Below are 22,119 nucleotides of genomic sequence, written 5' to 3'. Positions count from 1 at the left end.
CCTGTGCGTCAGGCTGGAGTAGCGGCCCAATGCGACCAGAACGATCCGAGAGAACGGTCGCTGTTGAGTCTGGGATGCGGAAGGTGAACTCAGCGATCGCATCGGACCCCGGCAATGGTCTTCCGCCGGGGTGCGAGGCAGACGAGGTGTCCACACCTCGCCCTACCTTGCGGTGCAGGGCCTCCCCGGGCGGCGTCGCGAGACCAGAGAGGTTCGTCATGGATAACCCGGATGACCTGCTGACCACGGCCGAGGTTGCCCTGATCATGCGCTCGCCCGTCTCCACGTTGAGGTACTGGCGGCACCTTGGCACGGGACCACACAGCTTCCGTGTGGGACGTCGCGTGGTCTACCGGCGCGCTGACGTTACCGCGTGGCTGCATGAGCAGGCGGAAGCAGGGCGCGCCGAACGAGCGGGGTGAGCGGCGGGATTCAGCGCCGCCCCGCCGCCGTGCCAGGACTTCACGGCGATGACAGCTCAACGGTTCAACACCCGCGCCGCCTCGGCGCTGACGACCTGCCGGCCGAAGTAGACGTCGAGCGTCATGGACGGGTTGGCGTGGCCCAACTGGTCGGCCACCTGGCGCGGACTGAGGCCGGCCTCGTCGAGGCGGGTGGCGACGGTCTTGCGGAAGGTGTGCGAGGTGACCCACGACCAAGGCCCTTCCTCGCAGCGGATGCGTCGCCCGCCTGCCCCGGCCCTGAAGGAGCCGTCCTCGTCGAGCTGATAGCCCGTTCCCCCGCAGGTCTCGCACTCGAACGAGTCGAGCAACTGGCGGAGGTCTCCTGAGACGTTCGACGGATCCCTCAGGGCGCCGGTCAGCGGCGGAGGGAAGACGACCTGAGTGTCCGCCTGCCGGCGGGAACTCGCCCGCCGGTCCTCCAGCATCCGGACGACGAACTCGGGCAGCGCGATGATCCGCCAGCCGGCGGTGGTCTTCGGCCGCGGCTGGACCGCCAGCCCGGCGCCTGGCACGCGGACCACTGTGGCATTCACTTCCCAGGTCCCGGCCCCGAGGTCAAGGATCGGCTTGCCGTCGCCGTTGGTTCCGTACCGCAGAGCCAGCGCTTCGCCGATCCGGCAGCCGGTGGCCAGCATCCAGTCGACGAGGTCGGGCAGGTCGAGCTCGGTCGCGCGGTCGCTGGTTCGGAATAGCTCGACGAGTCGTCCGGTCTCTGCCGCAGTCAGGGCGCGCGGCGTTCGCTTGCCGGTACTGATCTTGGCGATGGCGTCGCGGACCGGATTGACCGCGACGGCGCCGTCCTGGATCGCCAGCGCGAACATCCCGGAAAGGCACGCCCGCGCTGTCTTGGCCGCCCCCGGTCCGCTGCTCTTGGCGATGGCGGCCAGCGCTCGGCTGACCACGCCGGAGGTCACTTCGCGGATGCAGAGCTGACCGAAGGCCGGCTTGACCTGCTTGCTGACCACCGAGCGGTAGGTGCGCTGCGTGCCGGTCGACCAGCCATGGTCGGCCTCCATCCAGGCGTCGGCCAACGTGGCCATTCGTGTTGCGGCAGTGATCGCACCGACGCCGCCGGGAGCCTGGCGGCCGGTGAACTCGGCTTTCAGCGCCCGTTCGGCGGCGGCGCGCGACGGCCCCACCTTGGACACCAGCCGGACCCGGCCGTCGAAGTCGCGGAACTTCGCCCGGGCTTTGACCTGGCCGCTCGGCTGCGCGATGAACAGGACCTTGCCGTACGTGCCGAGCGGGAGCGGTGGCCGGCCCACGGCATCCTCCTCATCCGTATTGGATGCCTAAAGGATGCCCCACCTGTTCAGGCAACGCCACAACGAAAGGCTCTGAGCAGCAAACTCGCTGGTCAGGGCCTCGGTCGCGCTCCCCGACTGGACTTGAACCAGTAACCCTGCGATTAACAGTCGCATGCTCTGCCAATTGAGCTACGGGGGACGAGCGGGTTCGACCCGCTGGCCCGACGAGACTACCCCACGCTCGGAGGACCTCCGGGACCGCCTCGCCCGCCTCTCACGGTTGCGCGCAACACAGGTAGCGTGATCACCGATCTCGCTCGCCCGTCTGCGGAGGTACTCGTGGCCAAGCTGTCCTTTCTCGCCGGATTCGGCGCCGGCTACGTCCTCGGCTCGAAGGCCGGCCGCGAGCGCTACGAGCAGATCCGCCGCGGCTGGGAGAACGCCAAGGACGACCCGCGCCTGCAGAGCATCGCCGGCGTCGCCCAGGCCAAGGCCGACGACGCCGTCTCGTCGCTGCGTGCCCGCATGGGCAGCGAGCCGCCGCGCTGACCAGCGCTCCCGGCTCCGGCGTCCGCCGATGGTGCAGCTGAGGTCAGCGACACGCACCTGCCGGCCGGTCCCGGCGACCACAACTGCTCACTCGGCGACCGGGCAACTGGACGCCGCGCTGAGCGGTGCGTCGGATCAGTCGACCTGGTCGGCCGCGACCAGGTCGGCGAGCTTCCGGCGCGCGGCCTCGCGCGCCTCGGGGTCGCTGCGGCGCTGGTCGTCGTCGAAGACCACGGTCCACTCCCGCCCCGCCTGACCGGGGATCCGGCGGGCGACCAGCAGCACCCCTCCCCACCGGGGAGCGGCGAGCGCTGGCTGGCCACGATCGTCTGGTCCACCCGGCGGCGCACGATCGCGGGCAGGTCACCGGCGTCGGTGACCACGTATCGCCGCTGCGGCTGCCGCGCCTGGACGCCGGGCTCCACCTCGGCCAGCGAGGTGACGACGAAGCTGCCACCGCCGTCCGCGGTGGCCGACCAGCGCGCCTCCGCGATCTCGTGCCAGCGCAGGACCGCGGAGTCCTCGACCGACGTCACCGCCCTCGGCACCACGCTCAGGCCGCGGGAGGTGGCGACCAGCCAGCCCTCCTCGCGCGTCAGCGTGCCCCAGGCGAGCACCCGCTCGTCGGGATCGGGAGAGGCCAGGACGGCGACCCGCACCGGCTCCGGCGGCCGGGCGAAGCGGCGCTTCAGCGTGTCGAGCAAGGTCACGGGGTCAGCCCGCCGGTCGCCCGCTTGCGCAGCGAGATCGCCAGTTGCTCCAGGTCCATCAGCTGCTTGAACGCCTTCATGTAGTCGTCGGAGGACTCGACCGGGTTCATCCGCTGCAGCTTCCCCTTCACCGCCGCGATCTGGCGGACCGTGTAGATCTCCTGGAGCCGGGCCATCAGCGCGTTGACGTAGTGGGTGTCGCCCTCCCCGACCGTCCGCATGGGCTCCACGGCCAGCGCCGTCAACTGCGCGCGGGCGGAATCCCGGGAGCAGTGGACGGTCAGCTGCTCCAGCCAGGCCGCCCCGGTGACCGTCGCGCCCGCGGCCCTCCGGCAGCAGCCACGGCAGCCGCGACCGCGGCGTAGTCGGGGTCGGTGTATGCCTCGGGGGAACGGCGTCGAACGACGGGCCGGCGACCTCCGGTACCTGGAGCGCCGCCTTGACCGCCTCCCGTTCGATCTCGAGGGCGACGTCGTCCGGGCTCTTCTGCGGCACCCGGGCGCGCGGCCGGCCACGGCCGGCGTCCCCGCCCTCGCCGCCGAGCCGGCGCAGCCGGTCCATGACGTCGGTCTCGTCGGGCAGGCCGAGCAGCCCCGCGAGGCGCCGGGCGTAGGCGGGCCGCAGGGCATGGTCCTTGATCTGCGCCAGCAGCGGCGCGGTCTTCTCCAGCGCGGCGACCCGCCCTCGACGGTGTCCAGGTCGTAGCCGCCCAGCGTCGTCTTCAGCACGAACTCGATCAGCGGCGTTCGCCGGGCCACGAGGTCGCGGACGGCGGCGTCGCCGTGCTCCTGGCGCAGCTCGCACGGGTCGTGCCCGTTCGGCTCGACGGCGACGAACGTCTGGCCGACGAACCGCTGGTCCTCGGCGAAGGTCTTCATGGCCGCCGCCTGGCCGGCCGCGTCGCCGTCGAAGGTGTAGACGACCTCGCCGCGGAACTCGTCCTGGTCCATCAGCAGCCGGCGCAGCACACTGATGTGCTCCCCGCCGAACGCGGTGCCGCAGGAGGCGACCGCGGTCGTCACCCCGGCCAGGTGGCAGGCCATCACGTCGGTGTAGCCCTCGACGACGACGGCCTGGTGCCGCCTGGCGATGTCGCGCTTGGCCCGCTCGATGCCGTAGAGCACCGTGCTCTTCTTGTACAGCGGCGTCTCGGGGGTGTTGAGGTACTTCGGCCCCGGGTCGTCGTCCATCAGCTTGCGGGCGCCGAAGCCGATGACGTCGCCGGTGATGTCGCGGATCGGCCAGACCAGCCGGCGGTGGAACCGGTCGATGAGCGTTCCGCGCGAGGACTCCTTGGCCAGCCCGCCGGTGACCAGCTCGGCCTGGGTGAACCCTTTGCCGCGCAGGTGCCGGGTCAGGGCGTCCCACCCGGCCGGCGCGAAGCCGCAGCCGAAGTCGAGGGCCACCTGCCGGTCGAACCCGCGCTCGGCGAGGAACTGGCGCGCGGGCGCGGCCTCCGGCGTCCCGAGCTGCTCGGCGAAGAAGGCCGCGGCGGCGGTGTTCGCGGCGACCAGCCTGGCCCGCTGGCCGACGTTGGCCCGGTCGGGCGCACCGGTGGCGCGGCCGCTGTCGTCCTCGTAGTGCAGCTCGACGTTCGCCCGCCCGGCCAGCAGCTCGATCGACTCGGAGAACGACAGGTGGTCGATCTGCTGGATGAAGGAGATGACGTCGCCACCCATCCCGCAACCGAAGCAGTGCCAGAGCCCGCGACTGGGCGTCACCTGGAAGGACGGCGACTTCTCGTCGTGGAAGGGGCAGAGGCCCTTGAGGCTGCCGCCGCCGGCGCGCTTGAGCTGCAGGTGTTCGCCGACGATCTCGTCGATCTTCGAGCGTTCGCGGACCAGTGCGATGTCCGCGGCCCGGATGCGTCCCCGGCCGGCCATCAGGCGGCCGCCGCCGCTGCGGCCCGACGGCGCATGGTGTGCTCCCACCACAGCAGGAAGACCTGCTGGTCCAGCGGCAGCGACCCGTCGATGGTGATGGTGGCCCGCGGTGTCCAGCCCGGGGTGGTGCCGCTCTCGGCCACCTGCGTGCCGTGCATCAGGAAGCGGTGGGTGCCCTTCCACCGGGAGGCAGGGCGCACGTCGACCGTCGTCCCCTCCAGCTCGATGGCCCAGGTGCCCCTCCAGCCGGAGGTCTGCCGCGCACGCAGCCGCGCCACGCCCTCGGGATCGCCCGACCGGCGGGCGACGAGCTCACGCTTGTGCTTGGCGTACTCCCAGGTGCGGTCGCCCACGGTCACCGTCGCCGCCTCCCGCCATCGCGCGGGTTGCACGGTGGCGACGACGGCGCCGGCGCGCAGCACGGGGACCACACCCTTCGCGGCCCCGGCGGAGCCGGCCTTGCCGAGTTCGAGCACCGCCCTCCTCAGCCGATCCCGGGTGCGCCGGCGACGCTCTCACCGGTCGCGCGGTAGAGCAGGTAGGCGGCAGTCTCCCGCAGGATGTAGCGGAACTGCGTGCCGCGGGTCTGCACGGCCGGGCCCTGCCGGGTGGGTGAGCTCTCCGCATCGATGCCCTGGTCCTCGGCCATCCGCTCGGCCCGCATCGCATGCCACGGATCGGTGACGACGACGGCGCTGGTCCAGCCGTGCTCGCCGAACGCCGTCGCCACCACGCGCATGCTCTCCAGGGTGTCCACGCCCTCCTCGACGGCGAGCAGTGCGTCACGGGACACCCCGCCGTTCGCCAGGTACTCCCGGCCTGCCTCCGCCTCGGTGAACTCATCACCCTCGGCCCGCCCGCCGACGGTCACGATCACCGGAGCCACGCCCTCCTCGTAGAGCGCGATCGCATGCTCCAGCCGCGCCTCGAAGATCGACGAGGGCACGCCGTTGTACTGGGCCGACCCGAGCACCACGATCGCGTCGGAGGCCGGGCGCGCGTCCTGCCGGGCGTTCCACCAGATGGCCAGCCCCGTCGAGGTGACCAGCAGGACGAACGCGAGGACGGCAGCGCCGGCCACGCGGTTCAGCAGGTTCCCGATGCGCACCCCACACGTCATGGGTACCACGCGGGGCTGACGCCGCGAGGCCCCTGGGGACAGTGAGGCGCGCGACCCCGCTACGAGCCCGCGCGGTCCCCGCCCAGGGCGGCCCGTCCCGCCTCGAGGCGGGCGACCGGCACGCGGAACGGCGAGCAGGAGACGTAGTCCAGCCCGACCGCGTGGAAGAAGTGCACCGAGTCGGGGTCGCCGCCGTGCTCGCCACAGATGCCCAGCTTGAGGTCCGGGCGCGCCGCGCGACCGGCCTCGGCGCCGATCTGCACGAGCCGGCCGACCCCTTCGCGGTCCAGGGACTCGAACGGCGAGATGCCGAAGATCCCCTTGTCCAGGTACTGGTGGAAGAACGCCGCCTCCACGTCGTCGCGGGAGAAGCCCCAGGTCATCTGCGTCAGGTCGTTGGTGCCGAAGGAGAAGAACTCGGCGTACTCCGCGATCTCGCCCGCCGTGAGCGCGGCCCTCGGCACCTCGATCATCGTGCCGATCAGCGCCTCGATCTGGACGCCCTCCTCCTGGCACACGTCGGCCAGGACGCGCTCGGACTCCTCGCGGATCGCCTCCAGCTCCTGGACCGCACCCACCAGGGGGATCATGATCTCCGGCCGCGGGTCCCCGCCGGCCTTGCGCCGCTCGCACGCCGCCTCGGCGATCGCCCGCACCTGCATGGCGAACAGGCCGGGGACGACCAGGCCCAGCCGCACGCCGCGCAGCCCCAGCATCGGATTGGACTCGTGCATGCCGCGCACCGCGGCCAGCAGGCGCAGGCTGCCCTCGTCGGGTTCGCCGCGCTCCTCGGCCAGGGCGACGCGGACCGACAGCTCGGTCAGGTCGGGCAGGAACTCGTGCAGCGGCGGGTCGAGCAGCCGGACGGTGACCGGCAACCCGTCCATCGCCTCGAAGATCTCGAGGAAGTCCTGCTTCTGCAGGGGCTCCAGGGCGTCGAGCGCGGCCTGCCGCTCCTCGTCGCCGTCGGCCAGGATCAGCTTCTCGACCAGCTGCCGGCGGTCGCCGAGGAACATGTGCTCGGTCCGGCAGAGACCGATGCCGCGGGCGCCGAAGCGCCGGGCCCGCGCCGAGTCCTCCGGGGTGTCGGCGTTGGTGCGCACGTCGAGCCGCCGCACCTCGTCGGCGTGGGTGAGGATGCGGTGGACGCTGCGCACCAGGTCATCGGCGTCATCGGAGTCCGGATCGATCTCGCCCTCGAAGTAGCGGACGACCGACGACGGCTCCACCGGCACCTCGCCCAGCCACACCTTGCCGGTCGAGCCGTCGATCGAGATGACGTCGCCCTCGGCGACCACGGTGCCGTCGGGGGCGGTGAACTTCTTGGCCTTGGTGTCGACCTGTAGCTCCTCGGCGCCGCAGACGCAGGTCTTGCCCATCCCCGGGCGACGACGGCGGCGTGCGAGGTCTTGCCGCCGCGGCTGGTCAGCACCCCTGGGCGGCGATCATCCCGGAGAGGTCGTCGGGGTTCGTCTCCCGGCGCACGAGCACGACCTGCTCGCCGCGGTCGGCCCACCGCACCGCCTCCTCCGAGGAGAAGACCGCCTTGCCGACGGCGGCACCGGGTGAGGCGTTCATGCCCTGGGTGAGCTGCGTGGCGTCCCCACCGGAGACGAATCGCGGGAACATCAGCTGGGCCAGCTGGTCGCCGGTGACCCGGCGGACGGCCTCGTCCATGTCGATGAGGCCCTCGTCCACCAGCTGGGTGGCGATGACGAACGCGGCTGCGGCGGTGCGCTTGCCGACGCGGGTCTGCAGCATCCAGAGCTTGTTGCGCTCGATGGTGAACTCGATGTCGCACAGGTCGCGGTAGTGCGACTCCAGGCGCGCCATCGTCGTCATCAGCTCGTCGTAGGCGTCGTGGTCGATGTCGTCGAGGTCGGCCAGGGGCACCGTGTTCCGGATCCCCGCGACGACGTCCTCGCCCTGGGCGTTCTGCAGGTAGTCGCCGTAGACGCCCTGCGCGCCGCTGCCGGGGTCGCGCGTGAACGCGACCCCGGTGCCGGAGTCGGCGCCCAGATTGCCGAACACCATGGCGCAGACGTTGACGGCCGTGCCGGCGTCGCTGGGGATCCGCTCGCGACGGCGGTAGATGATCGCCCGGTCGGAGTTCCAGGAGTCGAAGACGGCGTTGATCGCCATGTCCATCTGCTCCCGCGGGTCCTGCGGGAAGTCGGTGCCGGTGTGCTCCCGGACGATCGCCTTGAACCGGTCGACGACGTCCTTCAGGTGCTCGGCGTCCAGGTCGAGGTCGAGCTCCGTGCCCTGCTCGGCCTTGGCCGCGTCGAGCGCCTCGTCGAAGTGCTCGCCGTCGATGTCGAGCACGGTCTTGCCGAACATCTGGATGAGCCGGCGGTAGGAGTCCCAAGCGAAGCGCTCGCTGCCCGACTGCTGCGCCAGGCCCTGCACCGACTCGTCGTTGAGGCCGACGTTGAGGACCGTCTCCATCATCCCGGGCATGGACGCCGCGGCACCGGACCGCACCGAGACCAGCAGCGGGTCCGCCGGGTCACCCAGCGTCTTCCCCATGGCCTCCTGCAGCGCCGCGAGGTACTCGGTGACCTGGGCGTCCAGCTCCGGCGGGGTGCCGCCGTGCTCGAGGTAGTACCGGCAGGCGTCGGTGGTGATCGTGAAGCCGGGCGGGACGGGCAGGCCCAGGTTGGTCATCTCCGCCAGGTTGGCGCCCTTGCCGCCCAGCAGGTCCTTCTGATCCTTGCTGCCCTCGGTGAAGTCGTAGATCCACTTGGTCCCGGCCACCGCGCACCTCCGCATCCGTCAGCCCTCGGCGGGCACGTTCCCCTGGGACGTCCCCGCCGGAGCGGGCAAGACGTCATGAACGTCCCATGGACGTAGTCGTCGATCGTGACGGACGGTGGCGGTGGCCGCGACCCCGTACCGGGTGACACGGATCACCCTCGCCGGCGGTCAGGCGGGGGCGGTCCCGCAGATCCGCAGGCCGTCCTCACCGATGACGGTGAGCTCCGTCGTCGTCCCGTCCGACCACTGCACCGGCACCAGGCGCGCCTCCCCGTCCCGAACGGCTTCGCCCACCTGGCCGGGGCCCTCGCCCAGGTAGGCGGCGGCCAGCTCGTCGGCCGACAGGCGGATCCGCTCCTCCTGGCAGAGCAGGTCGTAGGCGGTCTCGGTGTCCCCTGCGACAGGGCCGCGACGAAGACTCCCGCGACCTCCCGCGCCTGGTCCGCGCCCGAGCCGCGGACGACGAGGGTCAGCACGACCATGAGGACGGCGAACAGCACGGTGCCACCGAAGACGAGGACCAGGATCTTCCCCGACCTGCGCGGCGCGCCCGTGTGCAGCGCCTCTGGCCCGTCGTCGTACAGGAACGGGCCCTGGGGGCGCTCATCCGCCGCTCACCTCGAGCTCGGCTCCCGCCGGCGGGCGCGGGTCGTCACGGTCGGCCAGCCAGCCCTCGGGCAGGGCGACCGGACGCGGCGGGCTGGTGCGCCCACGCGGAGCCCCGAGGACGGCGACCGGATAGGGCTGGTCGGGAATCGCGGCGAGCAGCTCCGCGAGCTCGTCGAGACCGCTGACCATCGCCAGGGCCCGGCGGGTGTCGGAGCCGACCGAGAAGCCCTTGAGGTACCACGCGACGTGCTTGCGGAAGTCGGTGCAGCCGTGCACCTCGCCCTGCTCCTGCGACAGCAGGGTGGCGTGCCGGTGCATGATCGCGGCGACCTCGGCCATCGTCGGCAGGCAGCGCCGCGGGGTCCCGGAGAAGGCGGCCGCCAGGTCGCCGAACAGCCACGGCCGGCCCAGGCAGCCGCGCCCGATGACGACGCCCGCGCAACCGGTCTCGGCCACCATGCGCAGCGCGTCGTCGGCCTCCCAGATGTCACCGTTGCCGAGCACCGGGATGTCCACCGCCTCCACCAGGCGCGCGATCGGCGACCAGTCCGCGGTGCCGCTGTAGAGCTGGTCGGCAGTGCGCCCGTGCAGGGTGATCGCGGCGACGCCCTCGTCCTGCGCCGTCCGTCCCGCGTCGAGGTAGGTGACGTGGTCGGCGTCGATCCCGATGCGGGTCTTCACCGTCACCGGCACGTCCTTCGCCGCGCGGACGGCGGACCGGACGATGTCGCGGAACAGGATGCGCCGCCACGGCAGGGCGGAGCCACCGCCCTTGCGGGTCACCTTGGGCACCGGGCAGCCGAAGTTGAGGTCGATGTGCGCCGGGCGGGTGCCGGCGACGCCCTCGTCGACGAGCATCTCGACCGCGCGGCCCACGGTCGCCGGGTCGACGCCGTAGAGCTGGACGGAGAACGCGTCCTCTCGTCCGCGGTGGCCCGGATCATGCGCAAGGTCTTCTCGTTGCGCTCCACGAGCGCCCGCGTGGTGATCATCTCGCAGACGTAGAGGCCCGCCCCGAACTCGCGGCACAGCGTGCGGAAGGCAGGGTTGGTGATGCCGGCCATGGGCGCGAGCACCACGGCGGGGTCGACCGCGAGCGCGCCGAGCTTCAGCGGCGGGAGCGCCGTCGCCGGCTCGAGCGTGCTGGTCACGCCACCCAGGGTAGGCGGCGACCCCCGTCACTCCTCGTCGCCCGGAGGGTGAGCCTCGCGGGCCGACGTCCAGCCGCGTCGTAGGGCGGCCACACGTCGGGCGATGCGGCCGGACCTCGTCGTCCTCAGGACCGCGACGGATCCACAGATGTCGGCGGTCGTCCACCGGAGCCGCCGGCCTGATTCAGGGTCGACCCATGAACACCCGGCCGCCCGTCCCAATGGTCATCTCCGAACCCTCCCGCCGCAGGCTCGGTATCTTCACCATTGCCGACCTGGCTGAGCGTGGGGTCAGCGAGCGCGAGATCCGGACGGCGGTGCAGGCCGGAGAGTGGGTCCGGCTGCGGACGGGGGTGTTCGTGACCGCGAGCGACCTGGCCGAGGTCGAGCGGACAGATCGCCGTCCAGGCCTCGACGCGCTCGCCGTCACGACCCGTCTTGCCCGCCCGACCGCCGTGCTGAGCGGAGCCACCGCGGCCTGGGTCTGGGGACTTCCTCGGCCGAGGTCGGTGCCGACCACCGTGCATCTCACCGATCCGCACCGGTGGCGCCGGGGCCGCGGCTGGGTGATGACGCACGCCGGCCTGCCGGACGACGAGGTAACAGTGCGCGGCGCCTACCGGGTCACGACACCGGCGCGGACCGTGGTCGACCTCGCCCGCGCCTGGCCGGAGGTGCACGCCGTGGCCGCCGTCGATGCGGTTCTGCTCCGTCAACTGGCCGACCGCGACGAACTCCGGCGCGTCCTGGACCGCCAGGCGTACGTGCCCGGCATCCCCGCGCCGTGCGCGCGGTGGACCTCTCCGACGGGCGGGCGGAGTCGTGGCTGGAGACCTTCGGCCGCCTGGCCTTCGCCTCCTGGCGCTGCCGCCGTTCATTCCTCAGGTCGAGCTGTGGGTCGATGGCCGATTGCTCAAGGTCGTGGACGGCTGGTACCCCGATGCGGCGCTGGCCATCGAGTTCGACGGCCGGGTCAAGTATCGGCAAGCCCGGTACGGCCGGACCCCGGAGGACGAACTCTGGAGGGAGAAGCGGATCGAGGACGTGCTCCGCTCGTTCGGCGTCCGCTTCGTCCGGGTGGTCCATGCGGACCTAGGCCCGTCGCGACGTGCCGACCTCGACGCGCTCGTGCGTCGTCACCTGGCCATCCCGGGCCCCCGCCACCGAGAGTTCGACGAGGTGGCTCGTTCGGAGGGGTACTGGCGTGGCGCGGACGGGGGTGACGACGGTTGGCTCGCCCGCACCCACGACGAGGTGGGTTGAGCCGCTGGAGCCGACATCTGGCCGCGCTGTGACGCGGCCAGACGTCCGGCCCACCGGCCCTGCCCGGCGCACGTCGCCGGTGCGGTGTACTCAGAACGGGTAGACGCGCGGCTCCACCTGCATGCTGATCCAGCGGAGCTCGGTGAACGCGTCGATGCCGGCGAGCCCGCCGAAGCGGCCGTAGCCGCTGTCCTTCACACCACCGAACGGCATCTGCGCCTCGTCGTGCACCGTCGGGGCGTTGATGTGGCAGATGCCGGACTCGATCCGCCGGGCGACCTGGAAGCCGCGCGCGGCGTCCCGGGTGAAGACCGCCGCCGCCAGCCCGTACGCGCTGTCGTTCGCCGCGGCGATCGCCTCCTCCTCGCTGTTCACCCGCGTGATCGTGACGGCCGGGCCGAAGATCTCCTCGTGGAAGATCTCCATGTCCGGCGTCACGTGGTCGACGACGATGCCGGGCATGATCGTGCCCTGCGGCTCGCCCGAGGTCAGCACGGTCGCCCCTTGGCGACGGCGTCGTCGACCAGCTTCCGGACGTGCTCGACGGTGCTGGTGCCGATGACCGAGCCGAGGACGACGTCCTCCTTGCGCGGGTCTCCGCACGGGAGGGACTCCACCCGGGCGACGAGCTTCCCGACGAACTCCTCGGCGATCGACTCGTCGACGATGATCTTGTCGGTCGACATGCAGACGTGACCCTGGTTGACGAAGCCGCCGAACGTGGCGCCCTGGACGGCGGCGTCGATGTCCGCGTCGTCCAGAACGAGGAGCGGGTTCTTGCCCCCGAGCTCCAGGACGGCGGGCACCAGGTGCCGGGCGCAGACCTCCCCACGATGCGGCCCACGCGGGTGGAGCCGGTGAAGTTGAGGCGACGCACCGCCGGGTGCGCCACCATCGCCTCGGTGACCTCGGCGGCGTCCTCGGGGGCCACGGTGATCACGTTGACGACGCCGTCCCCGAGGCCGGCCTCGACGAGGATCTCGCCCAGCAGCATGTGCGTGGCCGGGGAGAGCTCCGAGCACTTGAGGACGACGGTGTTGCCGGCGGCGAGCGGGAAGGCGACGGCGCGGGTCGACAGGATCACCGGCGCGTTCCAGGGCGCGATGCCGATGACGACGCCCGCCGGCTGGCGGATGCCCATGCTCAGGCTGCCGGGGACGTCCGACGGGATGATCTGCCCGCCCACGTGGGTGGTGAGGCCGGCCGCCTCGCGCAGCATGCCCGCCGCGAGGTGGACGTTGAAGTGACCCCAGCCGGCGGTGGCGCCGCACTCTGCGGCCATGCGCTCGACGAAGCGGTCGGTGTTGGCCTCCAGCAGGTCGGCGGCCTTCAGCAGCAGCGTCCGGCGAGCCGTCGGCGTCGTGGCGGCCCACGTCGGGAACGCCGCGGCGGCGGCGTCGACGGCCTTCAGCGCGTCCTCGACACCGGCCGACTGGCTCCGGGTCACCACTTCCCCGCCGACGGGGTTGGCCCGGTCGAACGTCCGGCCGCTGCCGGCGGACAGGGCCTCGTTGCCGATGAGCAGGTTGGTCTCGAACATGGTCGCGACTCCTCGTGCTAGATCTCGGGGTACGGGTTCAGCATCCCGGCAGACGGGCGGCGAGGTATGCCTCGACGGCGTCCAGACCGACCCGTTCCTGACTCATCGTGTCGCGCTCGCGGATGGTGACGGCCTGGTCGTCGAGGGTGTCGAAGTCGACCGTGATGCAGAAGGGCGTGCCGACCTCGTCCTGACGGCGGTACCGGCGGCCGATGGCACCGGCGTCGTCGAAGTCCACGTTCCAGTTGCGCCGCAGGGTGGCGGCCAGGTCCTTCGCCTTGGGCGACAGGTCGGCGTTGCGCGACAGCGGCAGGACGGCCGCCTTCACCGGCGCCAGCCGCGGGTCGAGCGTGAGGACCGTCCGGGTGTCGACGCCGCCCTTGGCGTTGGGCGCCTCGTCCTCGGTGTAGGCCTCGACGAGGAAGGCCATGAGCGAGCGGGTGAGGCCCGCCGCGGGCTCGATCACGTACGGCGTCCAGCGCGTGTTGCTGGCCTGGTCGAAGTACGAGAGGTCCGTGCCCGAGTGCTCCGAGTGCGTGGACAGGTCGAAGTCGGTGCGGTTGGCGATGCCTTCGAGCTCACCCCACTCCGAGCCCTGGAAGCCGAAGCGGTACTCGATGTCGACGGTGCGCTTCGAGTAGTGCGACAGCTTCTCCTTGGGGTGCTCGAAGTGCCGCAGGTTGTCCCGGTCGATGCCGAGGTCGGTGTACCAGGACGTCCGCTGGTCGATCCAGTACTGGTGCCACTCCTCGTCGGTGCCCGGCTCGACGAAGAACTCCATCTCCATCTGCTCGAACTCGCGGGTCCGGAAGATGAAGTTGCCGGGCGTGATCTCGTTGCGGAAGGACTTGCCGATCTGGCCGATGCCGAACGGCGGCTTCTTCCGCGCCGCGCCCATGACGTTCGCGAAGTTCACGAAGATGCCCTGGGCGGTCTCCGGGCGGAGGTAGTGCAGGCCCGACTCGTCCTCGATCGGACCGAGGTAGGTCTTGAGCATCATGTTGAAGTCGCGCGGCTCGGTCCACGCGCCCTTCGTGCCGCAGTTGGGGCAGGAGATGTCGGCCAGCCCGTGCTCGGGGAGCCGCCCCTTCTTCTCCTCGTAGGCCTCCTCGAGGTGGTCGGCCCGGAACCGCTTGTGGCAGCTCTGGCACTCCGTCAGCGGGTCGGTGAAGACGCCGACGTGCCCCGAGGCCACCCAGGTCTGGCGCGGCAGGATCACCGAGGAGTCCAGGCCGACGATGTCGTCCCGGCTCTGGACGACGGTGCGCCACCACTGCTTCTTGATGTTCTCCTTGAGCTCGACGCCCAGCGGGCCGTAGTCCCATGCGGAGCGGGTGCCGCCGTAGATCTCCCCGACGGGAAGACGAATCCCCGTCGCTTGCAGAGGTTCACCACCTTGTCGAGGCGGGCGGGGTCGTGCTTGGCGGTGCTCTCGCTCACGGCGGGGGCTCCATCCGGCTGGCGGTCGGCGGTTGACCTGCCCACGGTAGTTGCCGCCTCCCGGCGCTCCCCACGGCCGGTGCCTGCCCGCACCGCACGACCGCGACGCGCGGGGCGCCGGTTCCCTCCGGTGCACCCGGCCGGCCGGCCTGACTCGTGCCCCGCCGGCCACTGGGGAGCACCCCGCCCTCGGCACTCCCGGCCACGCGTTCACCGTCGACGTCAGCTACCGCCTGCTCGTCTCACCCACGCCCCAGGCCCGGTCGGTCAGGTGACCGCCCGGTCCGGTGAGGACGAGGCCGCGGCGACCTGCGTCCCCTGACCCACGAGGTCGATGTCGCCGTCGACGGTGACCCCACGCAGCATCATGACCAGCAGCACGGCGCCCAGGGCGAGGAGCACGAGCACGACCGCGGCGATCCACGGCCAGGTGCGGTGCCGGCGCCGGGGCTTCGGGCGCGGACCGACCGTCACGTTGACGGCGGCGGGTGTGCCGAACTCGAGGGTGCGGTGCGGAGGCTTCCGGATCTGGGCGTCGAGGGTCACGGTCGATTCGTCCGGGTGGATCGGAGGGGTCGCGAGGTTCCCTGCCGCGACGTCCGCCCGGACCGCCCGCCCCGGTACCGGCGGCCGGGGGACCTTCATGGTCGGATCGGCTGACGTCGGCGGCGGCCCCTGATCGTCGGGCTTCGGTCCGGTCATCGGGTTCCTCCGTGATCGTCGTCCGGGTGGGTCCCGGCCAGCGGCAGCCCGCTCGACGGAACGTGCCCCCGTGGCGGCCGGATCACTCGTGCCCGCGTGGATCCCCCGGTCCTACGGCGGCGCCTCCGTGAGGGCGGGCGCCGGCATCAGCGCTGCCGGAGCGGGGTCCGGCTCGCCGGGGAACAGCCGCGCGAGGTCCCGCCCGATCTCGACGTGCCGCACGAGGAACGCCCGCTCGTCCAGCCGCTTGCGCCGGAGCCAGCCGGTCACCTCGTCGTTGCACTTGCTGGCGTTGCAGGACGCGCAGGCCGGGGCGATGTTGTCGAGGGTGTAGCGGCCGCCCCGCGAGATGGGCAGCACGCAGTCGCGCTGCAGCGGCACGTCGACCGCACCGCAGTAGGCGCAGCCACCCCAGGCCGCCTGGAGCGCCGCCCACTGCTCGGGGCTGAGATCGTGCTCGACCCGCGCCATCCGGCGCTGCCGCTTGCGGGCGCTCCTCGCCCGTCGCGTCTGGGCGGCCACGGGCGCAGCGTAGGGCTCGTGGGGCGCGACGAGCGGCGGCCACGCGGGCAGTCCGACGGTCAGTCGGTGAGGTACACCCCGGGCTCGTCGAGCGCGTGCACCCACACCGGCGCCCCGGCGATCTTCACGTCCGCCGCCCCCAGCCCCCGACGGTAGGAGCCGACGCCGTCCCAGCGGGTGACCAGCGCCCACAGCGAGGGATCGTCGGCCGACCTGCCCAGCTCGCCGTGGAGGAAGCCGGGCCGGGTGGCGAGCGCTGCCAGCAGCGGTTGCACGGCGGCGGCCAGCGCCGCCCCGTCGTCCCCCGTGGCCCGTAGCCGTGTCACTGCGAACACCGTGGTCCTCCCTGTCGGTCTGCCTGCGGCCGCTGACGTTGCCATGCTCCGTCGACCGGCTCAGAAGAAGTCGCAGACCGTCAGGTCCTCCTGCACGTAGACCAGCAGGGTGAACGTCTCGCCGTTGTCCATGGCCAGGGTGAAGGTTCCGACGTCGGCGCCGGAGACCTCGTCGTGCTCGATGCTGTCGAACGTGCCCTCGGTGAACCCGACCCCATCCAGCACCTGCGTGTAGAAGTAGCGCCCCAGCTCGTAGGCCGGGTCGCCACCGGCCGCCGCCGTGGTCGAGGCGTCCTGCACCTCGGCGCACGAGAGGTCGTAGGCGGTCTGCCAGTTGCCGTCGGCCAGGGCGTCGACCCAGGTCAGCGCCACCTCGTCCGATCCTGGGAACGCGTTCGCCGCGACCGCCGTCGGCTCGGCGAGCTGCGCCCCCCGGGCAGGTCACCCAGGGAGGACTCCCGGCTCGGCTCGGCCGAGGACGACGTCGCCGGGGCGCTGGAGGAGGTGCCGGCGGCGGCCGGGGCGTCGTTGCCCGAGTTCCCGCCGGTCAGCAGGAGCACGAGGGCGATGCCGATGCCGGACAGGAGCACGGCACCCCCGACGATCAGCCACGGCAGCATGTTCTTCCCCGGGCTCGGCGGCTGGGGCGGCGGACCGTAGGGGCCCGGAGCCGGCGGACCGTAGGGGCCCGGCTGGTGCTGCGGAGCGGGCTGCCCGTAGGGGCCGGGCTGGTGCTGCGGGGAGGGCTGGCCGTACGGCGGTCCGAACGGCTCGCGGGGCTGCGTCATGGATCTCGGAACTCTCTCGGACGGCGCGCGATGGGCGGTGCTCGCCCGGAGAGGAGCACCGTAGTGAGGAGCGGCGTCGACCGGAACCGGATACGCCGCGTCCCCGTCCCGGGACCCGCACTGAGCCGGCGAGGGCGGGGTCCTCGTTCAGGCGCTGCCGAAGCGCCGCTGCCGCGACGCGTACTCCTCGACCGCCGCCCACAGGTGCCGGCGGTCGAAGTCCGGCCACAGCGTGTCGAGGAAGACCAGCTCCGCATAGGCCGACTGCCACAGCAGGAAGTTGCTGGTCCGGTTCTCCCCGAGCTGCGCACGAACAGGTCGACGTCGGGCATGTCGGGCTCGTCGAGGAACCGGGCGATCGTCGACTCGTCGATCTTGTCCGGGTTCAGCCGGCCCGCGGCGACCTCGCGGCCGATCGCCGCGGCCGCATCGGCGATCTCGGCCCGCCCGCCGTAGTTCACGCACATCGTCAGGGTGAGGACGTCGTTGTCGCGGGTCAGCTCCTCGGCGACCTCGAGCTCCTTGATCACGCTGCGCCACAGCCGGGGACGACGACCCGCCCAGCGCACCTGGACCCCGAGCTCGTGCATCTCGTCGCGCCGCCGCCGGATGACATCGCGGTTGAAGCCCATGAGGAAGCGGACCTCCTCGGGGCTGCGCCGCCAGTTCTCGGTGGAGAAGGCGTACGCGCTGATGGCGCCGATGCCGAGCTCGATGGCGCCTTCCACGCAGTCGAAGAGCGAGGACTCCCGGCCTCGTGGCCAGCCGTGCGGGGCAGGCCCCGCTGCTTGGCCCACCGCCCGTTGCCGTCCATGACGATGGCGACGTGCTTGGGCACCTTGTCCGCCGGGATCTGCGGCGGACGCGCGCCCGAGGGATGCGGGTTCGGCGCCTTCACCTCGCGCCTCACAGCGGGACGATCGCTTCCCGGCGGGCCGCCGTCGCATCCGACCGGTCGACCAGCGGCAGCGAGCGCAGGCCGCGCTCCAGGTGCCACTGGAGCAGCGCCGCGACCAGGCCGCTGCCCTCGCGCCGGTTGGTGGCCTGCGCCGCCTCGGCGCGGTCCCAGTCGCCGGTCAGCAGGGCGTCGAGCAGTTCGATGGTCACCGGGTTGGGCATGGCCGAACCGGTGGGCCGGCAGGCGGGGCAGACGGAGCCTCCGGCCGGGACGGAGAAGTGCCGGTGCGGACCGGGCTCGGCGCACCGGGCGCAGTCACTGAGCGCCGGCTCCCATCCGGCCACCGACATCGCCCGCAGCAGGAACGCGTCGAGGACGAGCCCGGCCGGATGGGTGCGGTCCGCCAGCGCGCGCAGCGCCCCGACGACCAGCAGGAACAGCCGGAGCGAGGGCTCCTTCTCCTCCGAGGTCAGCCGGTCGGCGGTCTCCAGGACGGCGGTGCCGGCGGTGTAGGACGGGTAGTCGTCGACGACGTCGTTGCCGTAGGACCGGATGGACTCCGCCTGGTTGACGATGTCGAGGTTGCGACCGGTGTAGAACTGCACGTCCACGTGGCTGAACGGCTCCAGCCGCGAGCCGAACTTGCTCTTGGTGCGCCGCACGCCCTTCGCGACGGCCCGCACCTTGCCGTGCCGGCGGGTGAGCACGGTGACGATCCGGTCGGCCTCCCCAGCTTCTGGGTGCGCAGGACGATGCCCTCGTCCCGGTACAGCGCCTTCGGCGTCATGCTCATGGTCAGTAGCCCAGCCGGTTGAGCTTCTTGGGGTCGTCCTGCCACTCGCCGAGCACGGTGACGTGCAGCTCCAGGTGCACCCGTGCGCCGAGCAGCGTCTCCATGCCGGCCCGCGCCTCGCTGCCGATCGCCTTGATGATCTGCCCGCCCTTGCCCAGCAGCATCGGCTTCTGGCTGTTGCGCTCGACGTGCAGCAGGGCGTGGATCTCGACCAGCTCGCCGCCGGCCGCCTTCGGGTCGGGGCGGCGGACGATCTCCTCGATGCTCACCGCCAGCGAGTGCGGCACCTCCTGGCGCACCTTCTCCAGCGCCGCCTCGCGAACGAGCTCGGCGAGCTGGCGCTCGACGTCCTCGTCGGTGGTCTGCTCCTCCGGGTAGAGCGGTGGCCCTCGGGCAGGAGCCCGATGAGCAGGTTCTCCAGCAGCTCCACCTGGTCGCCGCTGACCGCGCTGACCGGCACGACCTCGGTGGCCTCGACCAGCGCGCTGGCGGCGATCAGCTGCTCGGCCACCTGCTTCTTCGAGGCGGCGTCGGTCTTGGTCACGACGACGACGATCGGCGCGCTCACCTCCCGCAGCTGCCGGGCGATGAACGCGTCACCGGTGCCGACCGGCTGGTCGGCCGGGATGCAGAAGACGATCACGTCGACGTCGGAGAGCGTGTCCCGGACGACGTCGTTGAGCCGCTTGCCGAGCAGGCTCTTCGGCTTGTGCAGGCCGGGGGTGTCGACGACGACGATCTGCCCGGCCGGCTTGTGCACCACCCCGCGGATCGCGTGCCGCGTGGTCTGCGGACGGTTGCTGACGATGCCGACCTTCTCGCCGACCAGCGCGTTGGTCAGCGTGGTCTTCCCGGCGTTGGGGCGGCCCACGAGGGCTGCGAAGCCGCTGCGGTGCGGCGGCTGTTCCGGGGCTTCCACGGACCCAGTCTCCCACCGGGGTCCGACGTCCCCTGTCCCGCTCCTGCGGTGTTCCTCCCGGCACCGGACTCCTGCACCACTTCAGGAGCAGGAGCACCACGTCGGGAGGCGGCTGGGATGATCGCCGACGTGGCAGGACGACGGAGCAGTGCACGACCACCGCAGGCGACCGTGGCGAGGAGCGCCGGCTGCACGTCGAGCAGACCCGCGGCTTCCGCTTCGTCGTCGGCTGGGGGCTTAAGCGCTCGGCAACCGTGGTGCCCGCGCCGCTGCGCTACTGGCAGTACCGCCCCGCGGGGCCGACGGCGATCGGCTTCGTCGTCCTCGTCGTCGGCCTGTGGCTCGGGGCGTTCGCGTGGGTCGGAGGCTGGCCGGAGGTCCGCGGCGAGCTGCCGCTGGCGCTCATCGCAGGTCTGTCCGTCCTCGTGCTGAGCACCGGCCGGTTCACCGTCTCCGCCCACGGCATGTCCTTCGACGTCGCCGCGACCCGTCCCGACCCGGCACGGGTGCTCCCCTGCTGCTGGTGCGCGAGGCCCGCATCGGTGCCGCGCCGGAGGACTGGCCGAAGCCCAAGCGCCGCGGCGGTTGGTGGCCGGGGCGGACCAAGGTCGCGGTCCGGCACCTGGCGGAGGGCGACGCTCGGGGCGACCAGGCGTTCACCCTGTGGGTGCGCGATCCCGACGACTTCGCGGCCGCCCTGGGTGTTCCCTCGACCGCTGAGCCTGCTGCCGTCCGGCCTAGGCAGTGGTGCGCAGGCTCCCGTCGGGGCCGGCGAGGTGCACGGGCGCGGACGGCGTGAGGTCGCGGACGGCGGCCAGCCCCTCCTGCTCCACGGCGTCGGCGGCCGAGACGATCGCGGCCGCCTCCAGGGCGTCCACCCCGCTGGAGACCGCGGCGGCGACCGCGGCCTGCAGTGCCGACAGCTTCAGGGACGGCAGGTCGACGGTGGCGGCGAGGTAGGTGCGCCCGTCGGTGTCGCGGACGGCCGCCCCTCGGCCGCGCCGGTGCGTCCGCGCGCGGACCGGGCGAGGGTGACGAGCTTGGCGTCCTCGGGCTGCAGATCAGGCACGGCGCGTCAGCCTTCCACCGGGGCCGGCTCCTCGTAGCGGGTGGCCCCTTGCCCGGTGTTCCGCGGGACTCCTCCGCGTCGTCCTCGGCCGGTTCCTCGACGCGGCACACCAGCATCGTGTCGATCCGGTTCCGGCGTCCGCCCGTGCTCTCGGCAACCAGTCGCAGCCCACCGATCTCCGCCGAGGCCCCTCGATCGGCACCCGGCCCAGCTCGCGGGCCAGCAGCCCGCCGACGGTCTCGACGTCGTCGTCCTCGGGCAGCTCGACGTCGAACAGCTCGGCGAGGTCCTCGACCGGCAGCCGCGCGGTGACCCGCATCGATCCGTCGGACAGCTCCTCGACCGGCGGCCGCTGGAAGGCGTCGTGCTCATCGGCGATCTCGCCGACGATCTCCTCGAGGATGTCCTCGATGGTCAGCAGTCCGGCGAAGCCGCCGTACTCGTCGACGACGATCGCGATGTGCACGCGGGCCGCCTGCATGTCCCGGAGCAGCTCGTCGACCGGCTTCGACTCGGGCACGAACGTCGGCGGCCGCATCAGCTCCTCGACCTTGGGGCCGCGGTTGTCGGTGCTGTTCTGGGACCGGCGGACGAGGTCCTTGAGGTAGACGACGCCCACGACGTCGTCGACGTTCTCGCCGATCACCGGGATCCGGCTGAACCCGCTGCGCAGCGCGAGCGCCAGCGCCTGCCGCACGGTCTTGGTGCGCTCGATCCAGACGACGTCGGTGCGCGGGACCATGACCTCCCGGGCGATCGTGTCGCCCAGCTCGAAGACCGAGTGGATCATGTTGCGCTCGCCGGACTCCACGACGCCGCGCTCCTCGGCCATGTCGACCAGCTCGCGCAGCTCGACCTCGGAGGAGAAGGGACCGTCCCGGAAACCGCGGCCCGGCGTGAGCGCGTTGCCGACCAGGATCAGCAGGGTCGCGACCGGCCCGAGCACGCGGCCGAGCAGCTTGATCACGCCTGCGGTGGCCAGGGCGACGCCGTAGGAGTGCTGGCGGCCCAGGGTGCGCGGCCCGACGCCGACCAGCACGTAGCTGACCACGATCATCGCCCCGGCGGCGCCGAGGACGGCCTGCCAGGTGCTGTCCCACAGGTCGAAGAAGAGCAGCGCCACGATGACCGCCGCGAACATCTCGCAGACGATGCGCAGCAGGAGCAGCAGGGCGACGTGGCGGGCGCGCTCGAGCACGACCTCCTCGAGGCCGTCGGCCCGCTTCACGCCGTCGCGCCGCAGCTCCTCGACGCGCGCCTTGGAGACCCGCTGGAGGGCGGCCTCCATGGCGCCGAACAGACCGGCGAGCGGGACGAGGAGGATCGCGATCACCAGCAGGGTGATCGAGCTGGAACTCAT

General features: G+C 72.2%; 27 protein-coding genes, 1 tRNA gene and 4 pseudogenes. 4 read left to right on the top strand and 28 right to left on the bottom strand.

Features of this window, described 5'->3' with window-relative positions; translation table 11 throughout:
* Positions 1-29 precede the first annotated feature (29 nt).
* On the top strand, positions 30-422 hold the full coding sequence (locus U6N30_RS08495; RefSeq protein ID WP_324276923.1) for a helix-turn-helix domain-containing protein: 393 nt from the start codon (positions 30-32) through the stop codon (positions 420-422).
* A 56-nt stretch (positions 423-478) separates the two neighbouring features.
* Here U6N30_RS08495 and U6N30_RS08490 read toward each other — a convergent pair whose 3' ends face one another.
* The gene (locus U6N30_RS08490) at positions 479-1,729 is read right to left on the bottom strand and encodes a tyrosine-type recombinase/integrase (protein WP_324276922.1); all 1,251 of its coding nucleotides are present in this window, start codon (positions 1,727-1,729) and stop codon (positions 479-481) included.
* Positions 1,730-1,836: 107 nt separating this feature from the next.
* A tRNA-Asn gene (locus tag U6N30_RS08485) sits at positions 1,837-1,915 on the bottom strand.
* Positions 1,916-2,050: 135 nt separating this feature from the next.
* Here U6N30_RS08485 and U6N30_RS08480 point away from each other — a divergent pair.
* On the top strand, positions 2,051-2,260 hold the full coding sequence (locus tag U6N30_RS08480; RefSeq protein WP_324276921.1) for a hypothetical protein: 210 nt from the start codon (positions 2,051-2,053) through the stop codon (positions 2,258-2,260).
* A 135-nt stretch (positions 2,261-2,395) separates the two neighbouring features.
* Here U6N30_RS08480 and U6N30_RS08475 read toward each other — a convergent pair whose 3' ends face one another.
* From U6N30_RS08475 to U6N30_RS08430, 10 genes and pseudogenes are all read right to left on the bottom strand, one after another.
* The gene (locus U6N30_RS08475) at positions 2,396-2,545 is read right to left on the bottom strand and encodes a hypothetical protein (protein WP_324276920.1); all 150 of its coding nucleotides are present in this window, start codon (positions 2,543-2,545) and stop codon (positions 2,396-2,398) included.
* Between the two features lie 421 nt (positions 2,546-2,966).
* Complete coding sequence (locus U6N30_RS08470; protein WP_324278209.1) at positions 2,967-3,599, bottom strand: hypothetical protein; 633 nt, start codon at positions 3,597-3,599, stop codon at positions 2,967-2,969.
* Positions 3,600-3,668: 69 nt separating this feature from the next.
* A pseudogene (gene dnaG / locus U6N30_RS08465) lies at positions 3,669-4,853 on the bottom strand (DNA primase); the annotation flags it as partial.
* A complete protein-coding gene (locus tag U6N30_RS08460; RefSeq protein ID WP_324276919.1) occupies positions 4,853-5,329 on the bottom strand; it encodes a hypothetical protein in 477 nt (158 codons plus the stop codon). The pseudogene dnaG and the gene U6N30_RS08460, both read right to left, overlap by 1 nt.
* An 8-nt stretch (positions 5,330-5,337) precedes the next feature.
* The gene (locus tag U6N30_RS08455) at positions 5,338-5,961 is read right to left on the bottom strand and encodes a YdcF family protein (protein WP_324276918.1); all 624 of its coding nucleotides are present in this window, start codon (positions 5,959-5,961) and stop codon (positions 5,338-5,340) included.
* A 71-nt stretch (positions 5,962-6,032) separates the two neighbouring features.
* Complete coding sequence (locus U6N30_RS08450) at positions 6,033-7,352, bottom strand: putative PEP-binding protein (RefSeq protein WP_324276917.1); 1,320 nt, start codon at positions 7,350-7,352, stop codon at positions 6,033-6,035.
* Between the two features lie 46 nt (positions 7,353-7,398).
* Positions 7,399-8,730, bottom strand: coding sequence for a PEP/pyruvate-binding domain-containing protein (locus tag U6N30_RS08445; RefSeq protein ID WP_324276916.1), 1,332 nt, complete (start codon positions 8,728-8,730; stop codon positions 7,399-7,401).
* Between the two features lie 168 nt (positions 8,731-8,898).
* Positions 8,899-9,024, bottom strand: a complete 126-nt coding sequence (locus tag U6N30_RS08440; protein WP_324276915.1) for a hypothetical protein — start codon at positions 9,022-9,024, stop codon at positions 8,899-8,901.
* 309 nt (positions 9,025-9,333) lie between these two features.
* A complete protein-coding gene (locus tag U6N30_RS08435; protein WP_324276914.1) occupies positions 9,334-10,197 on the bottom strand; it encodes a tRNA dihydrouridine synthase in 864 nt (287 codons plus the stop codon).
* Entirely contained in the window at positions 10,119-10,490 is a 372-nt protein-coding gene (locus tag U6N30_RS08430; RefSeq protein WP_324276913.1) for a tRNA-dihydrouridine synthase, read from the bottom strand. The genes U6N30_RS08435 and U6N30_RS08430 overlap by 79 nt, the downstream gene beginning before the upstream one ends.
* A 197-nt stretch (positions 10,491-10,687) precedes the next feature.
* Here U6N30_RS08430 and U6N30_RS33620 point away from each other — a divergent pair.
* Positions 10,688-10,840 (top strand): annotated as a pseudogene (locus U6N30_RS33620) (type IV toxin-antitoxin system AbiEi family antitoxin domain-containing protein); the annotation flags it as partial.
* A 559-nt stretch (positions 10,841-11,399) separates the two neighbouring features.
* Positions 11,400-11,753 (top strand): hypothetical protein, encoded by a 354-nt coding sequence (locus U6N30_RS08425; protein ID WP_324276912.1) that lies wholly within the window; start codon positions 11,400-11,402, stop codon positions 11,751-11,753.
* Between the two features lie 90 nt (positions 11,754-11,843).
* Here the strand turns inward: U6N30_RS08425 and U6N30_RS08420 are convergent, their stop codons facing one another.
* The 16 genes and pseudogenes from U6N30_RS08420 to U6N30_RS08345 form a co-directional block, all read right to left on the bottom strand.
* Positions 11,844-12,248, bottom strand: coding sequence for an aldehyde dehydrogenase family protein (locus tag U6N30_RS08420; protein ID WP_324276911.1), 405 nt, complete (start codon positions 12,246-12,248; stop codon positions 11,844-11,846).
* Complete coding sequence (locus U6N30_RS08415; protein WP_324276910.1) at positions 12,242-12,559, bottom strand: aldehyde dehydrogenase family protein; 318 nt, start codon at positions 12,557-12,559, stop codon at positions 12,242-12,244. The genes U6N30_RS08420 and U6N30_RS08415 overlap by 7 nt, the downstream gene beginning before the upstream one ends.
* An 81-nt stretch (positions 12,560-12,640) precedes the next feature.
* Positions 12,641-13,293 (bottom strand): annotated as a pseudogene (locus U6N30_RS33615) (aldehyde dehydrogenase family protein); the annotation flags it as partial.
* A 37-nt stretch (positions 13,294-13,330) separates the two neighbouring features.
* A complete protein-coding gene (locus U6N30_RS08405) occupies positions 13,331-14,869 on the bottom strand; it encodes a glycine--tRNA ligase (RefSeq protein ID WP_479690591.1) in 1,539 nt (512 codons plus the stop codon).
* 131 nt (positions 14,870-15,000) lie between these two features.
* The gene (locus tag U6N30_RS08400; protein WP_324276908.1) at positions 15,001-15,435 is read right to left on the bottom strand and encodes a hypothetical protein; all 435 of its coding nucleotides are present in this window, start codon (positions 15,433-15,435) and stop codon (positions 15,001-15,003) included.
* 111 nt (positions 15,436-15,546) lie between these two features.
* Positions 15,547-15,957, bottom strand: coding sequence for an HNH endonuclease (locus U6N30_RS08395; RefSeq protein ID WP_324276907.1), 411 nt, complete (start codon positions 15,955-15,957; stop codon positions 15,547-15,549).
* Between the two features lie 59 nt (positions 15,958-16,016).
* Positions 16,017-16,292, bottom strand: coding sequence for an antibiotic biosynthesis monooxygenase family protein (locus U6N30_RS08390; protein WP_324276906.1), 276 nt, complete (start codon positions 16,290-16,292; stop codon positions 16,017-16,019).
* A 60-nt stretch (positions 16,293-16,352) separates the two neighbouring features.
* On the bottom strand, positions 16,353-16,664 hold the full coding sequence (locus U6N30_RS08385; protein WP_324276905.1) for a hypothetical protein: 312 nt from the start codon (positions 16,662-16,664) through the stop codon (positions 16,353-16,355).
* Complete coding sequence (locus U6N30_RS08380) at positions 16,655-17,080, bottom strand: hypothetical protein (protein ID WP_324276904.1); 426 nt, start codon at positions 17,078-17,080, stop codon at positions 16,655-16,657. Before U6N30_RS08380 ends, U6N30_RS08385 begins: the two co-directional genes overlap by 10 nt.
* Positions 17,081-17,227: 147 nt before the next feature.
* Positions 17,228-18,027 (bottom strand): annotated as a pseudogene (uppS, locus tag U6N30_RS08375) (polyprenyl diphosphate synthase).
* The gene (recO, locus tag U6N30_RS08370) at positions 17,987-18,685 is read right to left on the bottom strand and encodes a DNA repair protein RecO (RefSeq protein ID WP_324276903.1); all 699 of its coding nucleotides are present in this window, start codon (positions 18,683-18,685) and stop codon (positions 17,987-17,989) included. Before recO ends, uppS begins: the two are co-directional and overlap by 41 nt.
* 88 nt (positions 18,686-18,773) lie before the next feature.
* Positions 18,774-19,058: a KH domain-containing protein gene (locus U6N30_RS08365; protein WP_324276902.1), complete on the bottom strand. Its 285-nt coding sequence runs from the start codon at positions 19,056-19,058 to the stop codon at positions 18,774-18,776.
* Positions 19,037-19,690: a GTPase Era gene (gene era / locus U6N30_RS08360; RefSeq protein WP_324276901.1), complete on the bottom strand. Its 654-nt coding sequence runs from the start codon at positions 19,688-19,690 to the stop codon at positions 19,037-19,039. Before era ends, U6N30_RS08365 begins: the two co-directional genes overlap by 22 nt.
* A gap of 737 nt (positions 19,691-20,427) precedes the next feature.
* Positions 20,428-20,568, bottom strand: coding sequence for a hypothetical protein (locus U6N30_RS08355; protein ID WP_324276900.1), 141 nt, complete (start codon positions 20,566-20,568; stop codon positions 20,428-20,430).
* A 47-nt stretch (positions 20,569-20,615) separates the two neighbouring features.
* The gene (locus U6N30_RS08350; protein WP_324276899.1) at positions 20,616-20,759 is read right to left on the bottom strand and encodes a hypothetical protein; all 144 of its coding nucleotides are present in this window, start codon (positions 20,757-20,759) and stop codon (positions 20,616-20,618) included.
* Positions 20,752-22,119, bottom strand: a complete 1,368-nt coding sequence (locus U6N30_RS08345) for a hemolysin family protein (RefSeq protein WP_324276898.1) — start codon at positions 22,117-22,119, stop codon at positions 20,752-20,754. The genes U6N30_RS08350 and U6N30_RS08345 overlap by 8 nt, the downstream gene beginning before the upstream one ends.

The sequence above is a fragment of the Blastococcus brunescens genome (genome assembly GCF_035320885.1).
Classification (GTDB): domain Bacteria; phylum Actinomycetota; class Actinomycetes; order Mycobacteriales; family Geodermatophilaceae; genus Blastococcus_B; species Blastococcus_B brunescens.
Note: the sequence above shows the minus strand (reverse complement) of the source record. Positions and strands in the feature narration are given on the sequence as shown.

Coding starts and splice junctions, on each gene's coding strand:
- U6N30_RS08495 (WP_324276923.1), top strand. CDS start 30: ATGCGACCAGAACGATCCGAGAGAACGGTCGCTGTTGAGTCTGGGATG.
- U6N30_RS08470 (WP_324278209.1), bottom strand. CDS start 3,599: ATGCCCTGCGGCCCGCCTACGCCCGGCGCCTCGCGGGGCTGCTCGGCC.
- U6N30_RS08450 (WP_324276917.1), bottom strand. CDS start 7,352: ATGGGCAAGACCTGCGTCTGCGGCGCCGAGGAGCTACAGGTCGACACC.
- U6N30_RS08435 (WP_324276914.1), bottom strand. CDS start 10,197: ATGCTCGTCGACGAGGGCGTCGCCGGCACCCGCCCGGCGCACATCGAC.
- U6N30_RS08400 (WP_324276908.1), bottom strand. CDS start 15,435: ATGACCGGACCGAAGCCCGACGATCAGGGGCCGCCGCCGACGTCAGCC.
- U6N30_RS08380 (WP_324276904.1), bottom strand. CDS start 17,080: ATGACGCAGCCCCGCGAGCCGTTCGGACCGCCGTACGGCCAGCCCTCC.
- U6N30_RS08345 (WP_324276898.1), bottom strand. CDS start 22,119: ATGAGTTCCAGCTCGATCACCCTGCTGGTGATCGCGATCCTCCTCGTC.